Origin of the sequence: Desulfovibrio sp. (assembly GCA_016208105.1) — a bacterium.
Taxonomy (GTDB): Bacteria; Desulfobacterota; Desulfovibrionia; order Desulfovibrionales; family Desulfovibrionaceae; genus Fundidesulfovibrio.
Genome location: JACQYS010000019.1, coordinates 66,973 through 85,727, shown reverse-complemented (window position 1 = coordinate 85,727; position 18,755 = coordinate 66,973). Strand labels below are relative to the sequence as shown.

Here is an 18,755-nt window from a genome sequence, read left to right as displayed (position 1 = left end):
TCGCTTCATCCCGTGAGAGCGGCTTCGGTTTCGATAGGCGTGAGGTAGCCGGGGATGGAGAGCTGCGGTACAGGGGAATCCTGTCCGCGAGGTTGCGAAGAATAGATGGATTCGAGAGCCCTGTCGTCGAGCGCGTCCGGAGTGTCATCAAAAACCACTTGCCCCTCTTTCAGGGCAACAATCCGGTCGGCAAAACGGATAGCCAGATCGACCTGATGCAGGCTCACCACGGCGCAAATCCCGTCTTCCCTGCAGATGCGATGCAGCAATTCGAGAATTTCCGTTGACTTGGTAGGGTCTAGGCTGGCCACGGGCTCATCGGCCAGGAGAATACGAGGACGCTGGGCCAGCGCGCGGGCAATGCCAACACGCTGTTGTTGGCCGCCGGAGAGCGACCCGGCCCTGGTCAGGGCGAACTCCAAAAGTCCGACGCGCTCAAGGCAGTGCAGCCCTTGTTCGGTTTCCTCTCTTCTCCACGGAAACAGGCTGCGCCAGAGGGGGCGGTAGCCGAGTCGTCCGTTGAGCACGTTGCCAAGGGCGGTCTGCCTGAGAATGAGCTGATGCTGTTGGAATACGAAACCGGTCATGAGGCGCAAGGCGCGTCGCTTATCCCGCGTGTCCACCCGACCGATGCTGTCGCAGAAGATGCTGCCGCTGCTTGGCTCGTTGAGCTGGTTCAGGCAGCGCAGCAGAGTCGATTTCCCGGCGCCGGATGGGCCCAGAAGAACGCTGAACTGCCCGGCGTGGAAGGTAAGGGTTGTTGGGTGCAGGGCATTACGGCCATTGAAGCTTTTGGCCAATCCCTCAAGATGGAGCATGGGCATGCCTCCTCGATTTTTCGAGAAGGAATGTCCCCCAATAAAGCAACTATCCAGAGGCAGGCCGATGACAATTGGATGGCAAAGCGCCCCACTTATTTGGGGCGATACTCGAGTGCAACCTTCAAGAAAGCTGGGTGATTGAGTGAGTGAGCCGTACTTCCGGCTCTGAAAAGGTTACTTTTTTTTACGTATCTCGGTGACCGTAGTGCCGCCGATTCCGTAGTTGTCCATCTCCACTTCCTCGATGATCACGATGGTGGTGGCCCGGTTGCGGCCAAGCACCGTGGCGATGACGTCCGTGACCCCCTCGATGACCTTGGCCTTTTGTTCCGGGGTTACGGGCGTGGCTTCGCGGGTGATCTTGATGTTCACGAAGGGCATCTTTGGTTCTCCTAGCACAAGTCAGAATGTTGAGCCCAATCGCCGTCTGGTCTGGGCTATGGGAAATGATGAGCGCCCACTGTCCAGCTATTTCTCTTCCAACGGCATGTTGATCTCGGTCAGAAGGTCCTCGGGAGGCGTTGTTTCCGGATCGTTCAGGTACACCTCGTACCCCGGCTGCGCCGAGACCTCGCGTCCGGACTTGGGCAGCCAAACCCCGTAGAACCACATGTACGTCTTTATAAGCTGGTCGTAAGGGCCCTTGTGGATCACGGTGGCGTATTCGCCGCCAGGCAGCATTGTCACTCCGGCTTCCCCATCCCCCTGAACCTCTTCTCCCACGCTGATGCAGGCGTCGTAGCGGATGCGTTCAGGCTGCGTGGTGGTGGGGTCGTCATGCCCAACGCCAATGAACATCGTCTTGGGTGTGAAAAGCCCCTTGGGGCCAGCCCAGGCCATCATCTTCCGCCAAGCTTCCATGGAGGACTGCATGTAGGGGCCGGTGGCCCGGGTGAAGGCGACTCGAACGGGGTCCTTTTTTTTGATGGTAACATCCACGGCTATTGCTCCGCTCAGGTTGTGGTTCAGAAAGTCTTCGGGGAAAGGGAAAAGCGTTGCGACAAGCTCCTTGCGCCGCTTGCGCGAAAGCTCTCTGAATGTGCTGGGAGATTCGGCAAACTGCGTCTTGAAGGCCCGGCTGAAGGCTTCGGGGGCTTCGTACCCTGCTTCCAGCCCCGCGTCCGTGACGCTCATGTCGGAGAATTCAAGGCGGTACGCGGCCCTGGTCAGGCGGAGGCGGCGCACATGAGCCCCTACGGTCTCTCCGGCCATGCCCAGGAAGATGCGGTGGAAGTGGAAGGGCGAGAACCCGGCGATGCGGGCCAGGTTTTCGAGTCCCAGCTCGGTGTCCAGGTTGTCCTGTATGTGGGCCAACACAGTGAGCATGCGCCGACGATAGCTCTTTTCCGTCTCAGTCATGGAGAGTTTCTAACAAATGTTGTCCATGTCTGCTTGACATTTTTTGCCGAATCCAGAGCAATTCTGAAAATCACCATCACGGGTTTCCATGGCAGCGGGAAGTGGGATAAAAGATTGATCATGCACATCGACAGCCATGAGGCCGGATTGGAGAAACGCGGGGCTGCCATGTCTTCATTGGTGGCGGCGGTGTTTCTCACCGGAATGAAACTGGCGGTGGGGTTATCTACAAACTCCCTGGGCATCCTGTCCGAGGCGGCGCATTCGGGCCTCGACCTTCTGGCCGCTGCCGTCACCTATTTCGCTGTCCGCTATTCGTCGCTTCCGGCGGATTCACGCCACCCCTACGGACACGGCAAGATGGAAAACCTGTCCGCCCTGGTGGAAACGCTTCTTCTTCTGCTGACCTGCGTCTACATCGTGCGCGAGGCCGTGGACAGGCTCTTCTACGCCCCGGAAGCCGTTGAGGTCACCTGGTGGAGCTTCGGGGTCATGGCTGTTTCCATTGTCATAGATATTTCCCGTTCGCGGATGCTTAAGCGTATGGCTGAGAAACACAACAGCCAGGCCCTGGAAGCGGATGCCTTGCATTTCTCAACCGACATCTGGTCCTCGGCCGTGGTCATATTGGGCCTTGGTTGCGTGTGGCTGGCCGGGATCATGCCCGAGGGCTCGCCCTGGCGGGGAGTACTGGAGCGTGCGGACGCAGTGGCCGCTCTCGGCGTAAGCGCGATTGTCGTCTGGGTGAGCATCCGGCTCGGGCGCGAAGCTGTGGATGTACTGCTGGACGGTGGCTCGCAGGACATGGCCCAGGAACTCCGGGAGGCAGTTGAGGATATCCCAGGGGTGCGCGGGGTGGGTCAGGTGCGGGCCAGACTTTCCGGCCCGACCTCGTTCGTGGACCTGACTCTGGACATCGCCCGGCAGGCCAGTTTTGAGGACGCACATAAGATAGGGGCCAGGGCCGAAGACGCGGTGAAACAGGTGCTTCCGGGTGCTGACGTGGTGGTGCACCTGAAACCTGTGGCAGCGCAGGAGCGCGATCTTTTCGAGCTGGTTCGCGGCTTGGCAGCGCGCCATGCCCTGGGCGTTCACGGGCTGCATGCCCACCAGACGCCCAAAGGCCTGCACCTGGAGATGCATGTGGAGGTGCCCGACGGCCAGACCCTGGCCCGAGCTCACGAGCTGGTGACGGCCTTTGAGAATTCGGTCCGGGGCGGGCTCAAGGAGCCGGTTACCATTGCCAGCCATATTGAGCCCGTGGGTGAGAAGGATTTGGCAAGGGACAGCCAAACGGACCAATCCGAATCCATCCGCCAGGAGGTGGAGAAGCTTGTGAACGGGGCCGGCTCGGTGTCCGACTGCCACGGGGTGGCAGTGCACCGCCTGGGAGACAAGTATTCGGTGAGCTTCCACTGCCGCATGGCCCCTACCGTCTCCATCGGTCAGGCCCACGAAATGACGGCCAAACTCGAGAATGTAGTCCGGGCCGCCATAGAGAATGTCGGGCGGGTGGTGATCCATGTGGAGCCGGAGACCGGCAGTTTCGTCAAAGGGTACCCGACCGAAGGTCCGTAGAGGGTTGCGTCAGCGCATGTGCATGATGGAATGGGAGGCGCCCGGCGAATCCCATGTGGCGCTGATCGCTCCGTTGTAGGCGGTGCTGAAAACCTGTGCTCCCGCATTTTCAAGAGCGCGAACAACCTCGGGCGATGGGAACCCGAAACTGTTGCCCCGTCCGCAGCTTATGAAAGCCCATTTGGCCTGAACCCTCTCATAGAGTCTCGGCGCAAGAGCGGTCCGGCTGCCATGGTGGGGGATAGCCAGCACGTCCGCTGAAAGATCTATCCCCGAATCGGCCAGAGCCGCGAGAACATCACTGCCAGCATCTCCGGGAAGAAGAGCCAAGCCCCTCCCGCGCCAGACAAGCCGCAGCACCAACGAAGCCGCGTTACCCCGTTTCGCGAATCCGTCCGGCGGGTGCAGCACCTCAAGGGACAGATCCTCTTGGAGCGCTATGCTGTCCCCGGCACGCCAGATAAGCGGCCTGAGGCCGCTTACAGCCAGGGCATTGCGAAAATCCTCAGGTGCCGGGAGTTCTCCGTTTCCGGCCAGGAAACCCACCCGGAAGCTGCTTAGCAGAGAGACCATCCCGCCGGTGTGGTCCCGGTCCGGATGAGACATCACCATCCCGTCCAAGACAGGGGGCCGTCCCCAGGTGAGGACCGGGGCCAGGACCGCCCGGCCCAGGTCGAAGGTGCTGGATAAAGTGCCTCCTCCGTCCACCAGGTAGCGCCTGCCGCCAGGAGCTTCCACAAGCAGGGATTGACCCTGGCCCACGTCCAGCATGGTCAGTCGGACCCGTTCGCGGCTTTGGTCCCAGACCCGGTAAAGCGAAGGAGTGGCCAACAGGAGCAAGCAAAGTCCCAACCAGGAAAGCATCGTTGCGCGCGGCAATTTCCAGGCCCAGGCAGAGCCGCCGAGGAGCAACATGTAACCAAGAACCTCGGGTTGCCAGGGACGCTGAACGGGATACACGGTCAGCCATCCGCGCGCGTCCATGGCCTTGAGGCTGCCCAGCATGAGTGAACACACCTGGGCGGAGGCTGCCAGGAGCGGGTCGCCCACGGTGGGCAGCCAGATGACGGTGAGCGCTCCCAGATAGGCCAGGGGCTGGGCGATCCATTCCACCACGGGCACCCAAAGAAGGTTGAGGTACAGGTGCGGGCTGGCCTCGCCGAACACTGCAAACTGGATGGGGAGCACTGCGAGCTGCGCGGCCAGGGTGACCAACACCCAGCCCAGGAGAAGCGCCGGAATCCATCTCCACGGTCCTTTTCCGCGCAGATGGGTGAAGATCGGCTTGGCCAGAGGCAAAAGCAGGATGAGACCGGCCACGGCCATGGCTGAAAGTTGCAACCCAACATCGAAGACGCAGAGCGGATCCCACAGAAACATGGCGGCCAGAGCGAAGAACAATCCGTCCAGCAGCACCCGGGGTCTGCCGAGCAAAAGCAGCACCCCCCAGGCCGCGAACATGAGCGCCGCCCGAGTGAGGGAAGGTTCGAAACGGCCAAGCCACAAATAGCAGCCGACCAGGGGAAATCCGATGGCCACGGCCAGCTTTGGCCTTGGCAGGCGCAGATAGATTCCAGACCAAATAAGCCCGAGCAACCAGGACACAGCCCACCCCAAGGCGGCCACTGCGGCCAGGTTCATGCCGGATACAGCAAGCAGGTGCGACAAGGAGGCCCGGCGAACCCGGTCCAGGTCGTCGCGGGCGATCGCGAAGCGTTCTCCCGTGACAAGCCCTAGGACCATCCCGCCGGAAGATCCTGGGCCAGCTCCCCGCAGAATGGCGTTTCGCAGCTCGGCTCGCCAATTCTCCAAGGCTGATGTCGGGGCATCTGTTTCCACCGACACACCCTTGCCTCCCAACGTGTAGGCTCTGAGAAACACGCCTTTCAATCTCCAGCGCCAGGACCAGTCCGTGGTTCCGGGATTGACGAACCCGCCCGTGGGGTGCGGCTGAGCGTGCAGGATCACACTGCTATCGGGGGTGGGTCTGAACGCGGGGTCCTGCCAGGTCCAGACCAAACGCCCAGGCAAGGGTGCGGTTTTCCCATCAGAAAAACGGAACTGCACCTGCTCAAGGAGAATCTCCAGACGATTGCCCGGTTTCTCTTCCATGCTGATTACTTTCCCGGCCAGAACCCCCTTCGGACGCTGGTCAATCCAATCAGGGATGGCCGGGACCGATGGGAGCCTAAGCCAGGTGAATGCAAACCCGGCCAGGGCGGCCAGGAGGAAAAAGAAAAAGCGGGGCGACGAACGCCCCGCAATGCGGTTGCCGGCAATGGTCAGAAAAACGGCCAGAAGTCCTGCGGCCGGATCGTGAACGGCCCAGGCCCCGCAAACGCCGGCCAAAAATAAAATCTGCCAGGGTAAGAGCCCAGGTGCGGCTATCACGCGCCCGGTTCCAGCCGACAGGCTGCCACGGCGGGCACGCCGAGGCTACTCCTTGGCTCGCTTGATGCGGGCACCCAGGGTCTGAAGCTTCACTTCCATGGCCTCGTAGCCGCGGTCGAGGTGGTAGATGCGTTGCACTTCTGTGGAGCCATAGGCGGCAAGGCCAGCCACCACCAGGGACGCGCTGGCCCGCAGGTCCGACGCCATTACCGGAGCGCCTGTGAGTCTTGGCACGCCGCGCACAAAGGCGCTCTGCGAACTCACCTTGATCTTGGCCCCCAGCCGGACCAACTCCTGAACGTGCATGAAGCGGTTTTCGAAGATGGTTTCGCGGATGGTCCCCGCTCCGGAGGAGACGCACATGAGGGCCATGATCTGGGCCTGCATGTCGGTTGGGAATCCGGGGTAGGGAATGGTGGTCACGTCCATGCAGGTCAACTCGCCTCCCCTGCGGACAACCAGACCGTCCGGGCCTTCGTTCATGACCACGCCCATTTCCCGAAGTTTGCTGAACACGGCGTCCATGGCGTCGCAGGGGCAGTTGTCCAGGATGAGCTCGCCGCCGGTCATGGCAGCGGCCACCAGGTAGGTGCCTGCCTCGATGCGGTCGGGCATGATGGAGTATTCGCAGCCGGACAGAGATGTTACACCCTGAATCTTGATAACGGGCGTGCCGTGGCCGGTTATCTTGGCTCCACAGGCGATGAGGAAATTGGCCAGGTCCACCACCTCGGGCTCCCGGGCGGCGTTCTCCAGGATGGTTTCACCCTCGGCCAGGCTGGCGGCCATGAGCAGGTTCTCGGTGCCGCCCACAGTGACCTGGTCGAAGACGATCTTGGCTCCATGAAGGCCGCTGGTCTTACCTTCGATGTATCCGGAATCAAGATCGAACCGGGCTCCCATTTGCTCCAGGGCGGTCAGGTGCAGGTTCACAGGCCTGGCCCCGATGGCGCAACCGCCTGGCAGGGCGACCCTGGCTTCGCCCAGGCGGGCCAGGAGCGGCCCCAGGCAGAGCACCGAGGCGCGCATGGTTTTCACAAGATCGTAGGGAGCCTCGGGATTCAGCGTCTGAGCCGGGTGCACGCAGGCCGAACCCGCCTCGAATTCGGCCTGAAGACCAAGGATGTTCAAAAGTTTGAGGGTGGTGTGGATGTCGCGAAGGTTCGGGACATTGCGGTAGGTGACGGGGCTATCCAGCAGGATGGCGGCCATGAGTATGGGCAGGGCCGCGTTCTTGGAGCCGGAAACCCGTACGCGTCCGCGCAGGGGCAGGCCGCCCTCGATGATCAGTTTGTCCATGGATTCCTCGCGATGTTACGGATGGCGTGGACTCTCTCTAGCCCGAAGCGGGCCGGGGCTCAAGGGCTGTGAAATGGTCTTGACCCCATGGCTGGCCTCATGTATTGCTTCCCGTCCGACGGTGGCTGTAGCTCAGTTGGTAGAGCACCAGGTTGTGGCCCTGGGGGTCGTGGGTTCAAGCCCCATCAGTCACCCCATCGTAAAAGTGGAAATCCCGGCCAGGCATCTGTCCGGGATTTTTCTTTTCCATCCGCCGCGTTCCTCTCATTCCGTGAGGTTGATTTCTGTTAGGGAGCATGTATTCAACTCCTAGTGAACAGGATTCTATGCGATACGGGCCGGAGCTGCCCGTATTGAGTGTCCCACAGGAGGTTCTTATGAAACTGCTTCCATTGACCATTCTCTCTGCCGTGCTCCTCTTCTTGGGCGGGTGTGGACCAATCAAGCCGATGACCGAATCCGAATTCAAGGGGTTCTGTTACCAGTCCGGCGACGGCCGTTTCGGTTCGTGCGACACCATATCGGTATGCGATCCATATACTGTGGCCATGAACATGCAGCAGCCGTCCTTGAGTAAATGTCTGCAAGAATGCGAGGCCGTTCATGGTTCCCAGGTCTGGACCTACATACTCACCGATTGCGCCGGCCCCAACGACTCAGCCCGTGATTGGTGCCAAAGGTTTTGCCGGACTAACTATTCAAAGTGACGTAGCTCGGCCACTGGGCGAGTATCATTTCCAATGCCGGGCAGTCCGCTGTCCGGCATTTTTCAGTTTGACACGCCCCACCCTCCCGGATGAGAGAATAACCAAAGCGTGGCTGGACGACTTTTTTTCCCAGCATGGCTGTGAGTTTGGGTTCGCCTCTCGTCACAGGAGGGCTGCACGGTGGACAGACTGGAAATTGTTGCCCGGGCTTGGACGGCCGGAACTGACGTAGAAGGTTTGGACAAGATTGAGTCCATTAGGGCCATCCAGCGAGCCGAGGGCTATGATCCGTGCTTCGGATGCGGCTGCTTCGACACGTGCGGGCAATTGGGATGTGCGTTCAGGGCGGACTGCCAGCAGATTACGCTCATTGATGATCCGTGCGAGGTTGTTGCGTGCGATCTGGGAGATCAAAAGAAGTAACTCTTTTGAGGCTTCACGCTGGCTTCATGCGATAGTTGAGACGTCTGGAACATTCTGCTGCCGAGGATCGTCTCTTCAGCGCAATGTTTTTATTCCCACCGCGTACGAATTCTTGTAAAAGCCGGGTGCCTTAATCACTGCCCAGGGCGGCGGGGATCTCGCCATTGCCAACCTTGCCCCGCCGCCCATTAACTCCCTGGTTGATCCAAAGAGTATTTCTTCTTCCTCTCGTTGTTGACCTCCTCAGAAAATACTGGATAATGCTTCACATTGTCCTGTCGCAGAGCGTTTTGGCTGGAGAGCGCCTTATCCAATTCGAACCTCGGGGGCGTCATGTCGCATATCGAATGGCATTCGGGTTTGTCCTTGGGCATCGAGAAGATTGACGACCAGCATAAGAACCTCATCGATCTCTCAAACAAATTGATGGACGCCGCCAAGCATGGGGCTTCCAAGAACATAACAGAAGCTTTCCATTCTCTCCGGGAATACACAGTATACCACTTCAACGACGAAGAAGAATACATGCGGCGGATCAAGTATCCAAAGTTGCACGAGCATAGCCAGCAACACCTCATCTTGAAGCAGCAGGTGAAGTACTATCAGGAGGCTCTCTACAAGAAGGCGGAGATTACAGAGTCGGAAATACTCGACTTTTTGAAGAAATGGCTGATTGATCATATAGTGTACAACGATCTGGACATAAAAAGGTTTTTAGAATCGAAACCTGACAATTAGGCAGATGTGGAAACGTGAGCCATCAGGCAGAAGAGAGTGGGGAGAGAAACGTTTTTGGGGCGGGCTAACCAATGCTGGATAGCTGTTTGTCGTCGCGAAGTGCGCAAATATCTTTCTCAGGAATCGTTCTGAAAAACAGATAGTTCCGTATCATATATAGAATAGATTATACTTGCCTTCCCAGCAAAGAGTCTTTACTCCCCGGCTAATTTTGTCGGGTATTGAGCGTGGTGGGGATCCACGTGGCGCGAAGAAATGGGCGTTTTTCCGCGTCATGTGTGTTCCATGAATTCAAAGAGTCGGAGAATCATCGAGCGTGCGGGTGTCTTATCGAGCCCGTGAGCCGGTCTGTTCGACGGCCAAAAAGGTGGGGATTATGAATAACATACGCGTTGGCGTGAGGCTGGTTTCAGCCTTTGTTTTGGTGTCGCTGTTCACCGTGGTGGTGGGTATTGCCGGTTATGTGGGTCTCAAATCCACCAAGAGTTATCTGGACAATAGCAACAACGACTACATTCCAGGCATCAGCTACCTGGCGAACATGCGGTTCAACCTGAGAAACATCGTCGTTGCGCAACGAACCCTGCTTATCGACAAGATATCCCCGCAGGAGCGCCAGCGCCAGAAGGATAACTTGAAGGCCGCGCGTGAAGCTAACGTGGAAGCCGTGGCCAAATACGAAGCCCTGCCCCGCACTCCCGAGGAAGATGCGCGGTGGCAGGTATTCAAGAAGGAACTGGAAACAGTCAGGACGATAAACGACAAGACCATGGAGGCCATCACCGCCTGGGAAAAGGACATCAACAACGATGAGCTTTTCGAGCATTTGACCGACCTGGTCATGACCCAGGCTTTGAAGTCCAACCGGGCGCTTAACGACGCTGTCGGCAGTGTGATGGAATATAACGTCAAAAGCGCGCAAACAGATACTCAGACAGCGGAAAAGGAAATCGGCTGGCTGAACACCCTGATCACGGCCCTGGCTGTACTCGCTCCTGTGGCGTCCCTGTTGATAGGACTTTTCGTGACCCGGTCCATCGTTTTGCCGCTGAAGAGGAACATGGAGTTTTCCGCCGCAGTAGCCAACGGCGACTTGAACGCGGTTCTGGACGTGAACTGCACGGACGAAACCGGCAAGCTGGCTGACGGGTTGCGCTTCATGGTTAAGAACCTCAAGGAGAAGATTGCCGAGGCTGACGCCAAGAGCGCTCAGGCCGAGCAAGCCGCCGAGGAAGCCAGGCTGGCCACGGCCGAGGCCCAGAAGGCCAAGGAGCAGGCCGAAGCGGCCAAGCGCGAAGGCATGCTCCATGCGGCCGACAGCCTGGAAGGGGTGGTCGAGATCGTCACTTCGGCTTCAGAGGAACTTGCGGCCCAGGTGGAGCAGTCCAGCCGGGGTGCCGAGCAGCAGGCCCAGCGCGTCGGCGAGACTGCCACCGCCATGGAGCAGATGAACGCCACAGTACTTGAGGTGGCAAAAAACGCTTCCCAGGCTGCGGAAACATCCGACCAGGCCCGGGGCAAGGCCGAGGAAGGTTCAAAGAGAGTGGGGCAGGTGGTGGAAAGCATCGGCGAAGTGCAGCGCCATGCACTTGGGCTGAAAACCGACATGACCACTCTGGGCAAACAGGCGGAGGGAATCGGGCAGGTGATGAACGTCATCTCCGATATCGCGGACCAGACCAACCTGCTGGCCTTGAACGCGGCCATCGAGGCCGCAAGGGCCGGCGAGGCGGGCCGAGGGTTCGCCGTGGTGGCGGACGAAGTGCGCAAATTGGCCGAGAAGACCATGACCGCCACCAAGGAAGTGGGTGATGCCATCGGCGGCATCCAGGGTGGCACCAAGCGAAACATTGAGAACGTGGATCTGGCGGTGGAAAAGATCGACGAAGCCACCTCCATGGCCAACCACTCGGGCGAAGCCTTGCGAGAGATCGTTACGCTGGTGGAACTGGCCACTGATCAGGTCCGCTCCATCGCCACAGCCAGCGAGGAACAGTCCGCGGCCAGCGAGCAGATCAACCGTTCCATCGAAGAAATCAACAGGGTTTCGGCCGAGACCTCCGAAGGCATGCGGCAGTCCGCCTTGGCCGTGGAGGAGTTGGCCAATCAGTCGCAGGTGCTCAAGGGGCTTATCGAGGAGATGCAGTCCGACGGCGGATCGAGTGGAAGCCTTCCTGCTGGAAGGTCCGCGAAACGCGCTTTGGGAGCATAACGGATGCTTTGTTGCCCCTAAAGGACGAAGTGCGCTGGAAATGTGCGCCGATGTCCTGGCGCGCGGCTTGCGCGAACACTTCGAGGTGAGTGTGATTCCAAGGCGGCCCCGGCAACGGGGCCGTTTTCGTTGAGTTCTTCTTTACGGCCGGACCTTCGCTGAGTCGTAACGTTACTGCCGTAATGGCTTCGTGGGAAATCGCTCGTGCGGGGTGGACCATGGCAAAAATTGAGTGGAACGCGTCTTTCAGCCTGGGCGTGAAGTCTTTGGACAGCCAGCAGAGAAGATTGATCGAACTGGCCGCAGGCATCATTCAATCCGTGAAAAGCAAACAGGATTACCGTCTGGTTTCCGCTCTCTTCAGCAAGCTCAGGCAGCATACCGTCTACCATTTCAACGATGAAGAAGAGTTCATGCGCTCCATGGGGTATCCGGAGGTCAAAGCCCATGCCAAGGAGCATGATGATATCAAAAGTATGTTGCGCCAACACCAAGAGCAACTCTTCTGGGAAGGGAGAGTTCGGGAAAAGGACATTCGGGAGTTTCTAAAGAAATTGCTCGTGGAGCACGTGGTGTATTCAGATCTCAGTGTGAAACGATTCCTCAGCGCGAACACTCTCCAAAAAGACAAGGCTCCTGCCGCCTGAAGCCCGGAAGGCGTGGCGTTCCGGCTCGAGCTAGGATAGAAAAGGGGCATGCGCCCCATCACCATTTCAGTTTTCGAGCTCTTCAAAATTGGCCCTGGCCCGTCCAGCTCCCACACCATCGGCCCCATGCTGGCCGCCAGGCAGTTCGTGGACATGGCAGGATTGCTCCCCACGGACATTCTGGACAGGGCCCGGTCTCTCGAGGTCAGGCTCTTCGGCTCGCTGGCGGCCACCGGCCGGGGACACGGGACGGTCCGGGCCGTACTGGCCGGCCTGCTCGGGCACAGCCCGGAGTCCTGCCCCCCGGACATTCTCGACACCATGTCCGGCTTCGGCACGGGAAGCATCCGGCTGGGCGGCCGCGATGTAGCCATATCCGAAGATTCCGTGGTCTTCGACATGCTGACAAAGCCCGAGCATCATCCCAATACCATCTGGCTTGCGCTCAAAGACTCCGAGGGGGCACCGCTTTTTGAGCGAGAAGCCTATTCGGTGGGAGGCGGTTTCATCGAGTGGAAGGACCAGCAGCCAGTTACATCACCGGCCCTGCCGTTTCCGTATTCCACAATGCAGGAGCTGCTTCTGTGTATCGATGCCTCGGGGCTGTCGTTACCGGAGATTATGCTCGCCAACGAAGCCGCCCTGACCGGGCTTTCTCCCCAGGATATCGGGGCCAAGCTCGAGCACGTCATGCGGGTCATGGAGGACGCGGTGGAGCGGGGTCTGGAGGCGGATGGTCCTCTGCCGGGTCCGCTTGGGCTACATCGCAAGGCCAAGGCTCTTTTCGAGCGCTACAGGCAGGACCCGCAGATGCACGACAGGCCCATTCTTGCCTTGTGTGCCTGCGCCTTTGCCGGGGCGGAGGAGAACGCAAGCGGGCACACCATCGTTACCGCACCCACGGCAGGGGCTTCGGGAGTGCTTCCGGCAGTGCTCTACGTCACCAAGAACCTGCGTCCGACCGCGGGAGTCTTCAGGAAGGCCCTGCGCGAGGCGTTGTTGGCCGCTGCCGTGGTGGGAATGTTGGCCAAGCACAACGCTTCAGTGAGTGGGGCCGAGGTGGGGTGCCAGGGAGAGGTGGGCGTGGCGTCCGCCATGGCTGCCGCGTTTCTGGCCCAGGTGAACGGCCATCCCGCCAGGGTGGTTGAAAATGCCGCTGAAACAGCCCTGGAGCACCATCTGGGACTGACCTGCGATCCCGTGCAGGGCTACGTGCAGATACCCTGCATCGAGCGAAACGCCATGGGGGCGGTGAAGGCCTTCGCAGCCTACCAGATTGCGGCTGCCGAGGTCCCGGGGCACCATATGGTCGGGTTGGATCAGGCCATTAAGGCCATGGCCGAAACCGGCCGTGACATGTGCGCAAAATACAAGGAGACAGCTCAGGGCGGTCTGGCCGAAAGCGTGCGCTGCTGAGACCGGTCCGCCCGTCCGGTTTTGCACGAGGCATCGCCAGATTCAGGCTGTGGCGTCAAAAAACGTTTGGCTTGGACCGGAGCACTGGCTCGCGCATCACTTGTGCCCTGGCAGTTTCCCTGAAACCCAGGCTGCGGCCCTGTCCAGGTAGTCCGCCTCCTTCACGCTGAAGAACCATCCCAAGGCCCCAAGCGCCAGGAATTTCCACCACGGCGAGAACGAAGCCACGGCCACGTCCAGGTAGCTCAATATCGGCTGGTGCATGAGATAGATGGCGTAGGAAGCGCCTGAGAGCCAAAGCACCCCTTGGCGCTGGCCCATGCTTTCGGAAAACGGCAGGGAAAAGAGAACCACGAACAGGGCCAGGGTCCAGGCCAGGGAGGCGAACCAGGGGGTTTGCAAGCCAAGGAGCCACCAGACCAGGCAGAATCCGCAGGTGCCGAAGATGAGGCCGCCCAGGCGGGTGTCCACAATCAAGGCCCGCCCAGGAGACTGCTTCCACAGGTCAGCCATCCACATGCCGATGAGAAATTCCGGAAGTCTCGAAGGCAGGTTGAAGGAGGAGAGGAAGGCCAGGGTGCCTCCCCATCCGTCCGGGGAAGCCTGCCCCCAAAGCTTGACGGCCTCGGTGAGCGGCCAGACGATGAGCGCGGTGGTGATGGTGAATTTGGCCGGGCCGTACTTGCGGTACTGGGTAAGTATCCAGGGCCAGGCCAGGGTGAACTGGAACAGGAGTCCAAGCCACCAGTAGGCCGCCGTGTTGGACATGAAAGACTGCGTCCGCAGTGGGTCCAGAAAGAAAATGTGCGAAAGGGCCGAAGGCAGCCAGGCAGCGGGATCAGTCACCCTGTACACTACCGCGTTGCCGATGATCACCAGAAGAACGGCGATGAAATAATGGGGGCAAAGCCTGGACAGCCGCTTGGGAACGAAGTCCTTGAGCTTCGGTATCGGGGCGGGGGTGTCGCCAACATAGGGCATGGCCAGGAGAAAGGCGGTCATGACGTTGAACACAACCACGCCCAGGGCCAGATCCTTGAACGCCTCTCCAAGCAATGTCCCGGCGTAGGCGTCGCGCAGGGGGCCGATCCCCTGGAAAAGGTGGTGCAGGAATATTCCCACCATGGCGATGGCGCGTATGAAGTGCAGCTGAGGTATATCTTTCTTCACGGGGAGCTCCTCCTGGAAATGCAAACAATCCCATAGCCTTGAAACCAGGCCCCAGGCAAGACCGCCTGGGACTGTGCAACAATGCAAAACGGAGAAGACCGTTGTGAGTATATGCTAGGTGGAAGAAAAGAACAGGCCTTATGGGCACGCAGTGCTTCCTGCGCAAACACTCCGACCGAATTATTCTAGACAGCCGCGAAGCGGATTACCACCAGGGTCACGTCGTCGTCCTGGTTCCCTCCGTCCAGAAATTCGCGCCAATCCGTAGTGATGGCTTCAAGTATGGCCTGGGCGGGTTTGGCCGCATTGTCCCGGATCACCTTGCGGAGCCTGTCTTTGCCGTACATGGACCTGTCCGGCCCGAAGCTCTCCCAGAGCCCATCCGTACCAAGTATCAGAATCTTGCCGGCTGGCCACTCTTTCAGCCTCTGGGGGAGATAGGCGCTCTCCTGGTCGACAGCCAGGGGTAAGCCCTTGCCGTGCAGCTCGGTGAATGCATCCGAGTCCGGATCATACACTATGGCGGGGTCATGGCCGGCCCGGACCCACTCCACATGGTGTTGCCTCGGGTCCAGCACCAGCATGAACAGGGTGATGAAATGGCCGCTTCCGGCCACGTCCCGGGCCAGATGCCGGTTCAGGGTGGTCACGATGCGCGAGGTGTCGGACAGGCACAGGGCCGCTTGTCGCAGAAAACCTCGGGCCGAGGCCATGAGCAGGGCCGAATCGACGCCGTGGCCGGAGACGTCCGCCACCACCACGGCCAGGGTGTCCCCGGCCAGTTCCAAGAAGTCGTAGTAGTCCCCGCCTGTCTGCCCCGAGTAGATGGCTGTGGCCGCGATGTCCACACCTTGGCGCATGGGGATCATGCCCGGCAAGAGACTCTTCTGTATGGCCTCGGCCTGGGAAAGGGCTTCCATGAGCTGGGTGCGGTGCCGTAGTCCCTCTATCATGGAGTTGGTGCGCGCGGCGATTACTCCGAACTCGTCGGCGGTGGCCACGGGAATGAACCGGCGGAACTCTCCCTGGCTCACGGCTTCCAGCACCACTGTCTGCTCGGAAAGAAGCCTGCGCAGGTTTTCCGAATACCGAAATATCAGGATGCCCACCCCGGCGATGAGCACGGCTGTAACGTAAACCACTTCCATGGTCACCGACCGCTTGGCTTCGGCCAGGGCCCTGGGGTCGCTTGCGTGTCCGGCCAGCCAGTCCACGCCGTTAATGAGAATCACAGTGAGAAGCGCCGCCACGATGACAGCGGAACCCAGAGCCACGAATGCGAACTTGCGGGCCATGGGACGCACCTTTTCAGGCGGGGTCCGCCAGTTTTTGGTGCATGCCCGGTCGATGATGCGTCGCTGCCGGGTAATTGCAGCGTCCATGGACAGGAAGAATGCTAGCGAGGCCATGCCTATTCCCAACTTCACACCACTGAAAAAGGGGAATCCGAGCACGGCGGTATTAAACGATGCAGCCAGTGATCCGGCCGCGAGGCCCAGGAGAAAATCGAGAATGAACTGGGCTCGGGGCTGGCAGAAAATCTCGCGGTTTTCCACCAGGGCTTTTTCCAGAAAGGGCCTGGCCGCGAGCACAAGTGTCGAGGCGCCCAGGATGATCGCCCCCAGCTTCACGGGGGGCAGTGCATCCATGAAGGGTCAGACCTTGCCCCCGTATATGGCCAAGAGGATCGATCCCAACAGATAGCCCAATCCAAGGCGCAGGTACGGCTTATTGTCCATGAGCCCTGATATATCAGCCCGAGCCGGGAGGGAATACGAAAGTGACGGCCAGGAAAAAGCCCCCCGCTTTCGCGAGGGGCTTGTGTTTTCGGGGCCGGGACGATTCATCAATCCATGTCCGAAGGCCGTCATTTGGAGCAGGATTGTTCGGCTACGTTACTGGGTCAGCTTCTTGGTGCCGTCCCACATCTTGGTGGCCTTGGGAGCGGGCTGCAGGTAAGTGGTCCAGACGTACTTCTTCAGGTTTTCAGGATTCATCATCATTTCGCGGCTCCATTCCAAGATGGGCGGAACCAGGGTCTTGATGTCGCCTTCCAGGTTCTTGGCCACGGCGTAGTTGGTTGCCTGCATGGCCAGGTCAGCGGCGCGGCGGCTGTATTCCTGGGAACGGGCCAGGGTGTCCAGGGCCTTCACGGGGTTGTGGAAGCCCATGGAGTTCTCGGCGGACACATAGTCCCACATCCACTGGCCGTGGCGGACATTCTCCTTGGCCTGGAGCATGAGCGCGTCGTAAGCGGCGTTCTTTTCGCCCTTGAACTCGTTTGCCAGGCGCACTGCCTCATGGGCGCGCACGGACATTTCCTGGGCCTTTAAGAGCTGGTCGTGAACCTTGCGCTGGGTGAACAGCACGCGCTCCTTGAGATATTCCGCAGTCTTGTCCTGGTGGCACTGCTTGCAGGTCCCCTCGGGGTTCAGAAGCGGCGAGGTCCACTGGTGGTTGCTGGTCTTCTTCTTGTCCGGATCGACTGTGCGGGTGTAGGCCATGTGGCAGTCGGCACAGGCAACACCCGCGGCCCCGTGGGGACCGTTGATGAAGTGTTCGAATTCTGGGTGCTGGGCTTTGAGCATGGGAGTCTTGGACACGGGATGCGTCCAGTCGGCGAACCAGTTCTCCATGCCCTTCATCTCGACCACGCCGTGGTCCTTGTAGTATTCGTAAATGTTTTCGGGATCCACGCCGGCAAAGGGCTTGTCAGGCGTGGCGCCGGTGGTCCAGGGGAAGATGGGTTTGGCGGCCGGGCCGTACTTGGCGGGCTGGAAGTAGTACTCCACGTGGCACTGGGCGCATACCAGGGTGCGCATTTCGTTCCGGCTGGCCTTGGACAGGTCGAAGCCGAGCTTCTCGAGAGTTTCCTTCAGGGGCACCGAGGAAATGCGCAGCTTCATGTCCGCTGGATCGTGGCAGTAGGCGCATCCGATGGAATCGTCCTTGGGGTCGGTCTTGGCGCGGAAGTCCTGGAATTCCATGGACCACAATTTGTCGCCGTATTCCTTGTGCCAATTGGCCATCTTGTTGGTCTTGCAGTTCCAGCAGGTGGCGGGCAGGCCGGCCTTGTCTGAATACTGGTTGATACGATCGGTGTGCAGGATGTCGTCGATGGCGTAGGTGTGCCCGCGCGCTTTCTTGTACTCCAGGCTGAAAGGGTACCCCAGCCACAGGTTTTTGAGATAGGGCTGGGCCGCCTTGGGATTGCCTTTGGGAGGCTGGTTGATGTTGTCGTTCTTGTCCCAGGGAACGGGTCCGCCGAAGTCGGTCAGCTGCTGCAGGTCGTCCTTGTTGTTGCGCTGGTAGGTGGTCCACTGGGCCGGGAACTGTTTTTCAAAGGCTTTGTTGCTGGTCTCTTCGCTCTTTAGCCCGGTCTTGTAGGTGGGGGCCTTGGGCGCGTCGGCCTGCTGGCCGCAGCCGACGATGAAAAGACTCAAGACCGCTGCCGCGAGCAGGGCGACGAAAAGTTTGTTCTTAGTCATCGGCGACCTTCCTTGTGGAGATGGGGGTGCGGGACTTGTGCGGGACCGAACGATGGCAGTCCCCGCAATAGGGCTTGGAATCCATGGCCACTTTTTCAATGGTGGGCGTGTGGCAGCGCACGCAGTTGGCCTGGATCACATCCTTATGCAGCTTGTTCGCATGGATCACGTCGGGGATGTTCTTGGTGACCGTGCTCCATGCATCGCTTGCGCCAGCAGCGGCCTTGAAGGGAATCTTGGCGGCCAGGTTGTAGGGGGCGTGGCAATCGTTACAGGCGAGCTTGGCATGGCCCGAGTTCTTGAAGGTCCAGAACGAGGTGTCCATGGAATGGCAACTGGAACAGAAGGCCGCCTGGTCCGTGGTCTGCATGGTATAGGCCCCGCCAACGCCTAATACCAGGACAGCCAGGAGAATCATGGCGACCTTGAACCAGTTGGTCGTTCCTGCCTGTTTCGGCGGCGAGTTGCTCATGCGGCTCCCTCCTGCGTTGCTGGCCCGGGAATGC

At 59.8% G+C, this 18,755-nt stretch carries 16 protein-coding genes and 1 tRNA gene; 8 read left to right on the top strand and 9 right to left on the bottom strand.

The genetic code is table 11. The annotated features are described in order from the left end of the window. Window positions 1–5: 5 nt before the first annotated feature. The 3 genes from phnC to HY795_10235 all read right to left on the bottom strand — a co-directional run bounded on the left by phnC (window position 6) and on the right by HY795_10235 (window position 2,180). Entirely contained in the window at window positions 6–818 is an 813-nt protein-coding gene (phnC, locus tag HY795_10245) for a phosphonate ABC transporter ATP-binding protein (protein ID MBI4805600.1), read from the bottom strand. A 177-nt stretch (window positions 819–995) separates the two neighbouring features. Next, window positions 996–1,202: a 4-oxalocrotonate tautomerase family protein gene (locus HY795_10240; GenBank protein ID MBI4805599.1), complete on the bottom strand. Its 207-nt coding sequence runs from the start codon at window positions 1,200–1,202 to the stop codon at window positions 996–998. Window positions 1,203–1,289: 87 nt separating this feature from the next. After that, window positions 1,290–2,180 (bottom strand): AraC family transcriptional regulator, encoded by an 891-nt coding sequence (locus HY795_10235; GenBank protein MBI4805598.1) that lies wholly within the window; start codon window positions 2,178–2,180, stop codon window positions 1,290–1,292. Window positions 2,181–2,300: 120 nt separating this feature from the next. On the opposite strand from HY795_10235, the gene HY795_10230 reads away from it, so the two are divergent. Continuing rightward, complete coding sequence (locus HY795_10230) at window positions 2,301–3,758, top strand: cation diffusion facilitator family transporter (GenBank protein MBI4805597.1); 1,458 nt, start codon at window positions 2,301–2,303, stop codon at window positions 3,756–3,758. Window positions 3,759–3,767: 9 nt separating this feature from the next. On the opposite strand, the gene HY795_10225 is transcribed toward HY795_10230, so the two are convergent. Both HY795_10225 and murA read right to left on the bottom strand, forming a co-directional pair. Beyond that, window positions 3,768–6,149, bottom strand: coding sequence for a DNA internalization-related competence protein ComEC/Rec2 (locus HY795_10225; protein ID MBI4805596.1), 2,382 nt, complete (start codon window positions 6,147–6,149; stop codon window positions 3,768–3,770). Window positions 6,150–6,194: 45 nt separating this feature from the next. Continuing rightward, window positions 6,195–7,448 (bottom strand): UDP-N-acetylglucosamine 1-carboxyvinyltransferase, encoded by a 1,254-nt coding sequence (murA, locus tag HY795_10220; protein ID MBI4805595.1) that lies wholly within the window; start codon window positions 7,446–7,448, stop codon window positions 6,195–6,197. A 121-nt stretch (window positions 7,449–7,569) separates the two neighbouring features. Here murA and HY795_10215 point away from each other — a divergent pair. The 7 genes from HY795_10215 to HY795_10185 all read left to right on the top strand — a co-directional run bounded on the left by HY795_10215 (window position 7,570) and on the right by HY795_10185 (window position 13,591). Continuing rightward, a tRNA-His gene (locus HY795_10215) sits at window positions 7,570–7,645 on the top strand. Between the two features lie 180 nt (window positions 7,646–7,825). Continuing rightward, window positions 7,826–8,155, top strand: coding sequence for a hypothetical protein (locus HY795_10210; GenBank protein ID MBI4805594.1), 330 nt, complete (start codon window positions 7,826–7,828; stop codon window positions 8,153–8,155). Window positions 8,156–8,335: 180 nt separating this feature from the next. After that, window positions 8,336–8,578 carry a hypothetical protein gene (locus HY795_10205; GenBank protein MBI4805593.1) on the top strand — a complete coding sequence of 81 codons (243 nt, stop codon included), beginning with the start codon at window positions 8,336–8,338 and terminating at the stop codon, window positions 8,576–8,578. 333 nt (window positions 8,579–8,911) lie between these two features. Further along, complete coding sequence (locus HY795_10200; protein ID MBI4805592.1) at window positions 8,912–9,316, top strand: hemerythrin family protein; 405 nt, start codon at window positions 8,912–8,914, stop codon at window positions 9,314–9,316. 376 nt (window positions 9,317–9,692) lie between these two features. Further along, entirely contained in the window at window positions 9,693–11,528 is a 1,836-nt protein-coding gene (locus tag HY795_10195) for a methyl-accepting chemotaxis protein (GenBank protein MBI4805591.1), read from the top strand. A gap of 182 nt (window positions 11,529–11,710) precedes the next feature. Continuing rightward, window positions 11,711–12,175, top strand: coding sequence for a hemerythrin family protein (locus tag HY795_10190; protein MBI4805590.1), 465 nt, complete (start codon window positions 11,711–11,713; stop codon window positions 12,173–12,175). A 48-nt stretch (window positions 12,176–12,223) separates the two neighbouring features. Then, on the top strand, window positions 12,224–13,591 hold the full coding sequence (locus tag HY795_10185) for an L-serine ammonia-lyase (GenBank protein ID MBI4805589.1): 1,368 nt from the start codon (window positions 12,224–12,226) through the stop codon (window positions 13,589–13,591). Between the two features lie 96 nt (window positions 13,592–13,687). Here HY795_10185 and HY795_10180 read toward each other — a convergent pair whose 3' ends face one another. The 4 genes from HY795_10180 to HY795_10165 all read right to left on the bottom strand — a co-directional run bounded on the left by HY795_10180 (window position 13,688) and on the right by HY795_10165 (window position 18,721). Further along, window positions 13,688–14,761, bottom strand: a complete 1,074-nt coding sequence (locus tag HY795_10180; GenBank protein ID MBI4805588.1) for an acyltransferase — start codon at window positions 14,759–14,761, stop codon at window positions 13,688–13,690. A gap of 185 nt (window positions 14,762–14,946) precedes the next feature. Beyond that, window positions 14,947–16,410, bottom strand: coding sequence for a SpoIIE family protein phosphatase (locus HY795_10175; GenBank protein ID MBI4805587.1), 1,464 nt, complete (start codon window positions 16,408–16,410; stop codon window positions 14,947–14,949). A gap of 246 nt (window positions 16,411–16,656) precedes the next feature. Further along, entirely contained in the window at window positions 16,657–18,249 is a 1,593-nt protein-coding gene (locus HY795_10170) for an ammonia-forming cytochrome c nitrite reductase subunit c552 (GenBank protein ID MBI4805586.1), read from the bottom strand. Next, window positions 18,242–18,721: a NapC/NirT family cytochrome c gene (locus tag HY795_10165; GenBank protein ID MBI4805585.1), complete on the bottom strand. Its 480-nt coding sequence runs from the start codon at window positions 18,719–18,721 to the stop codon at window positions 18,242–18,244. Before HY795_10165 ends, HY795_10170 begins: the two co-directional genes overlap by 8 nt. Window positions 18,722–18,755 lie beyond the last annotated feature (34 nt).

Excerpts from the sequence above, each read along its gene's own strand:
- HY795_10185 (MBI4805589.1), top strand. The coding sequence starts at position 12,224 with ATGCGCCCCATCACCATTTCAGTTTTCGAGCTCTTCAAAATTGGCCCT.
- HY795_10170 (MBI4805586.1), bottom strand. The coding sequence starts at position 18,249 with ATGACTAAGAACAAACTTTTCGTCGCCCTGCTCGCGGCAGCGGTCTTG.
- HY795_10165 (MBI4805585.1), bottom strand. The coding sequence starts at position 18,721 with ATGAGCAACTCGCCGCCGAAACAGGCAGGAACGACCAACTGGTTCAAG.
- HY795_10240 (MBI4805599.1), bottom strand. The coding sequence starts at position 1,202 with ATGCCCTTCGTGAACATCAAGATCACCCGCGAAGCCACGCCCGTAACC.
- HY795_10230 (MBI4805597.1), top strand. The coding sequence starts at position 2,301 with ATGCACATCGACAGCCATGAGGCCGGATTGGAGAAACGCGGGGCTGCC.
- HY795_10210 (MBI4805594.1), top strand. The coding sequence starts at position 7,826 with ATGAAACTGCTTCCATTGACCATTCTCTCTGCCGTGCTCCTCTTCTTG.
- HY795_10175 (MBI4805587.1), bottom strand. The coding sequence starts at position 16,410 with ATGGATGCACTGCCCCCCGTGAAGCTGGGGGCGATCATCCTGGGCGCC.
- HY795_10235 (MBI4805598.1), bottom strand. The coding sequence starts at position 2,180 with ATGACTGAGACGGAAAAGAGCTATCGTCGGCGCATGCTCACTGTGTTG.
- HY795_10190 (MBI4805590.1), top strand. The coding sequence starts at position 11,711 with ATGGCTTCGTGGGAAATCGCTCGTGCGGGGTGGACCATGGCAAAAATT.
- murA (MBI4805595.1), bottom strand. The coding sequence starts at position 7,448 with ATGGACAAACTGATCATCGAGGGCGGCCTGCCCCTGCGCGGACGCGTA.
- HY795_10200 (MBI4805592.1), top strand. The coding sequence starts at position 8,912 with ATGTCGCATATCGAATGGCATTCGGGTTTGTCCTTGGGCATCGAGAAG.
- phnC (MBI4805600.1), bottom strand. The coding sequence starts at position 818 with ATGCTCCATCTTGAGGGATTGGCCAAAAGCTTCAATGGCCGTAATGCC.
- HY795_10195 (MBI4805591.1), top strand. The coding sequence starts at position 9,693 with ATGAATAACATACGCGTTGGCGTGAGGCTGGTTTCAGCCTTTGTTTTG.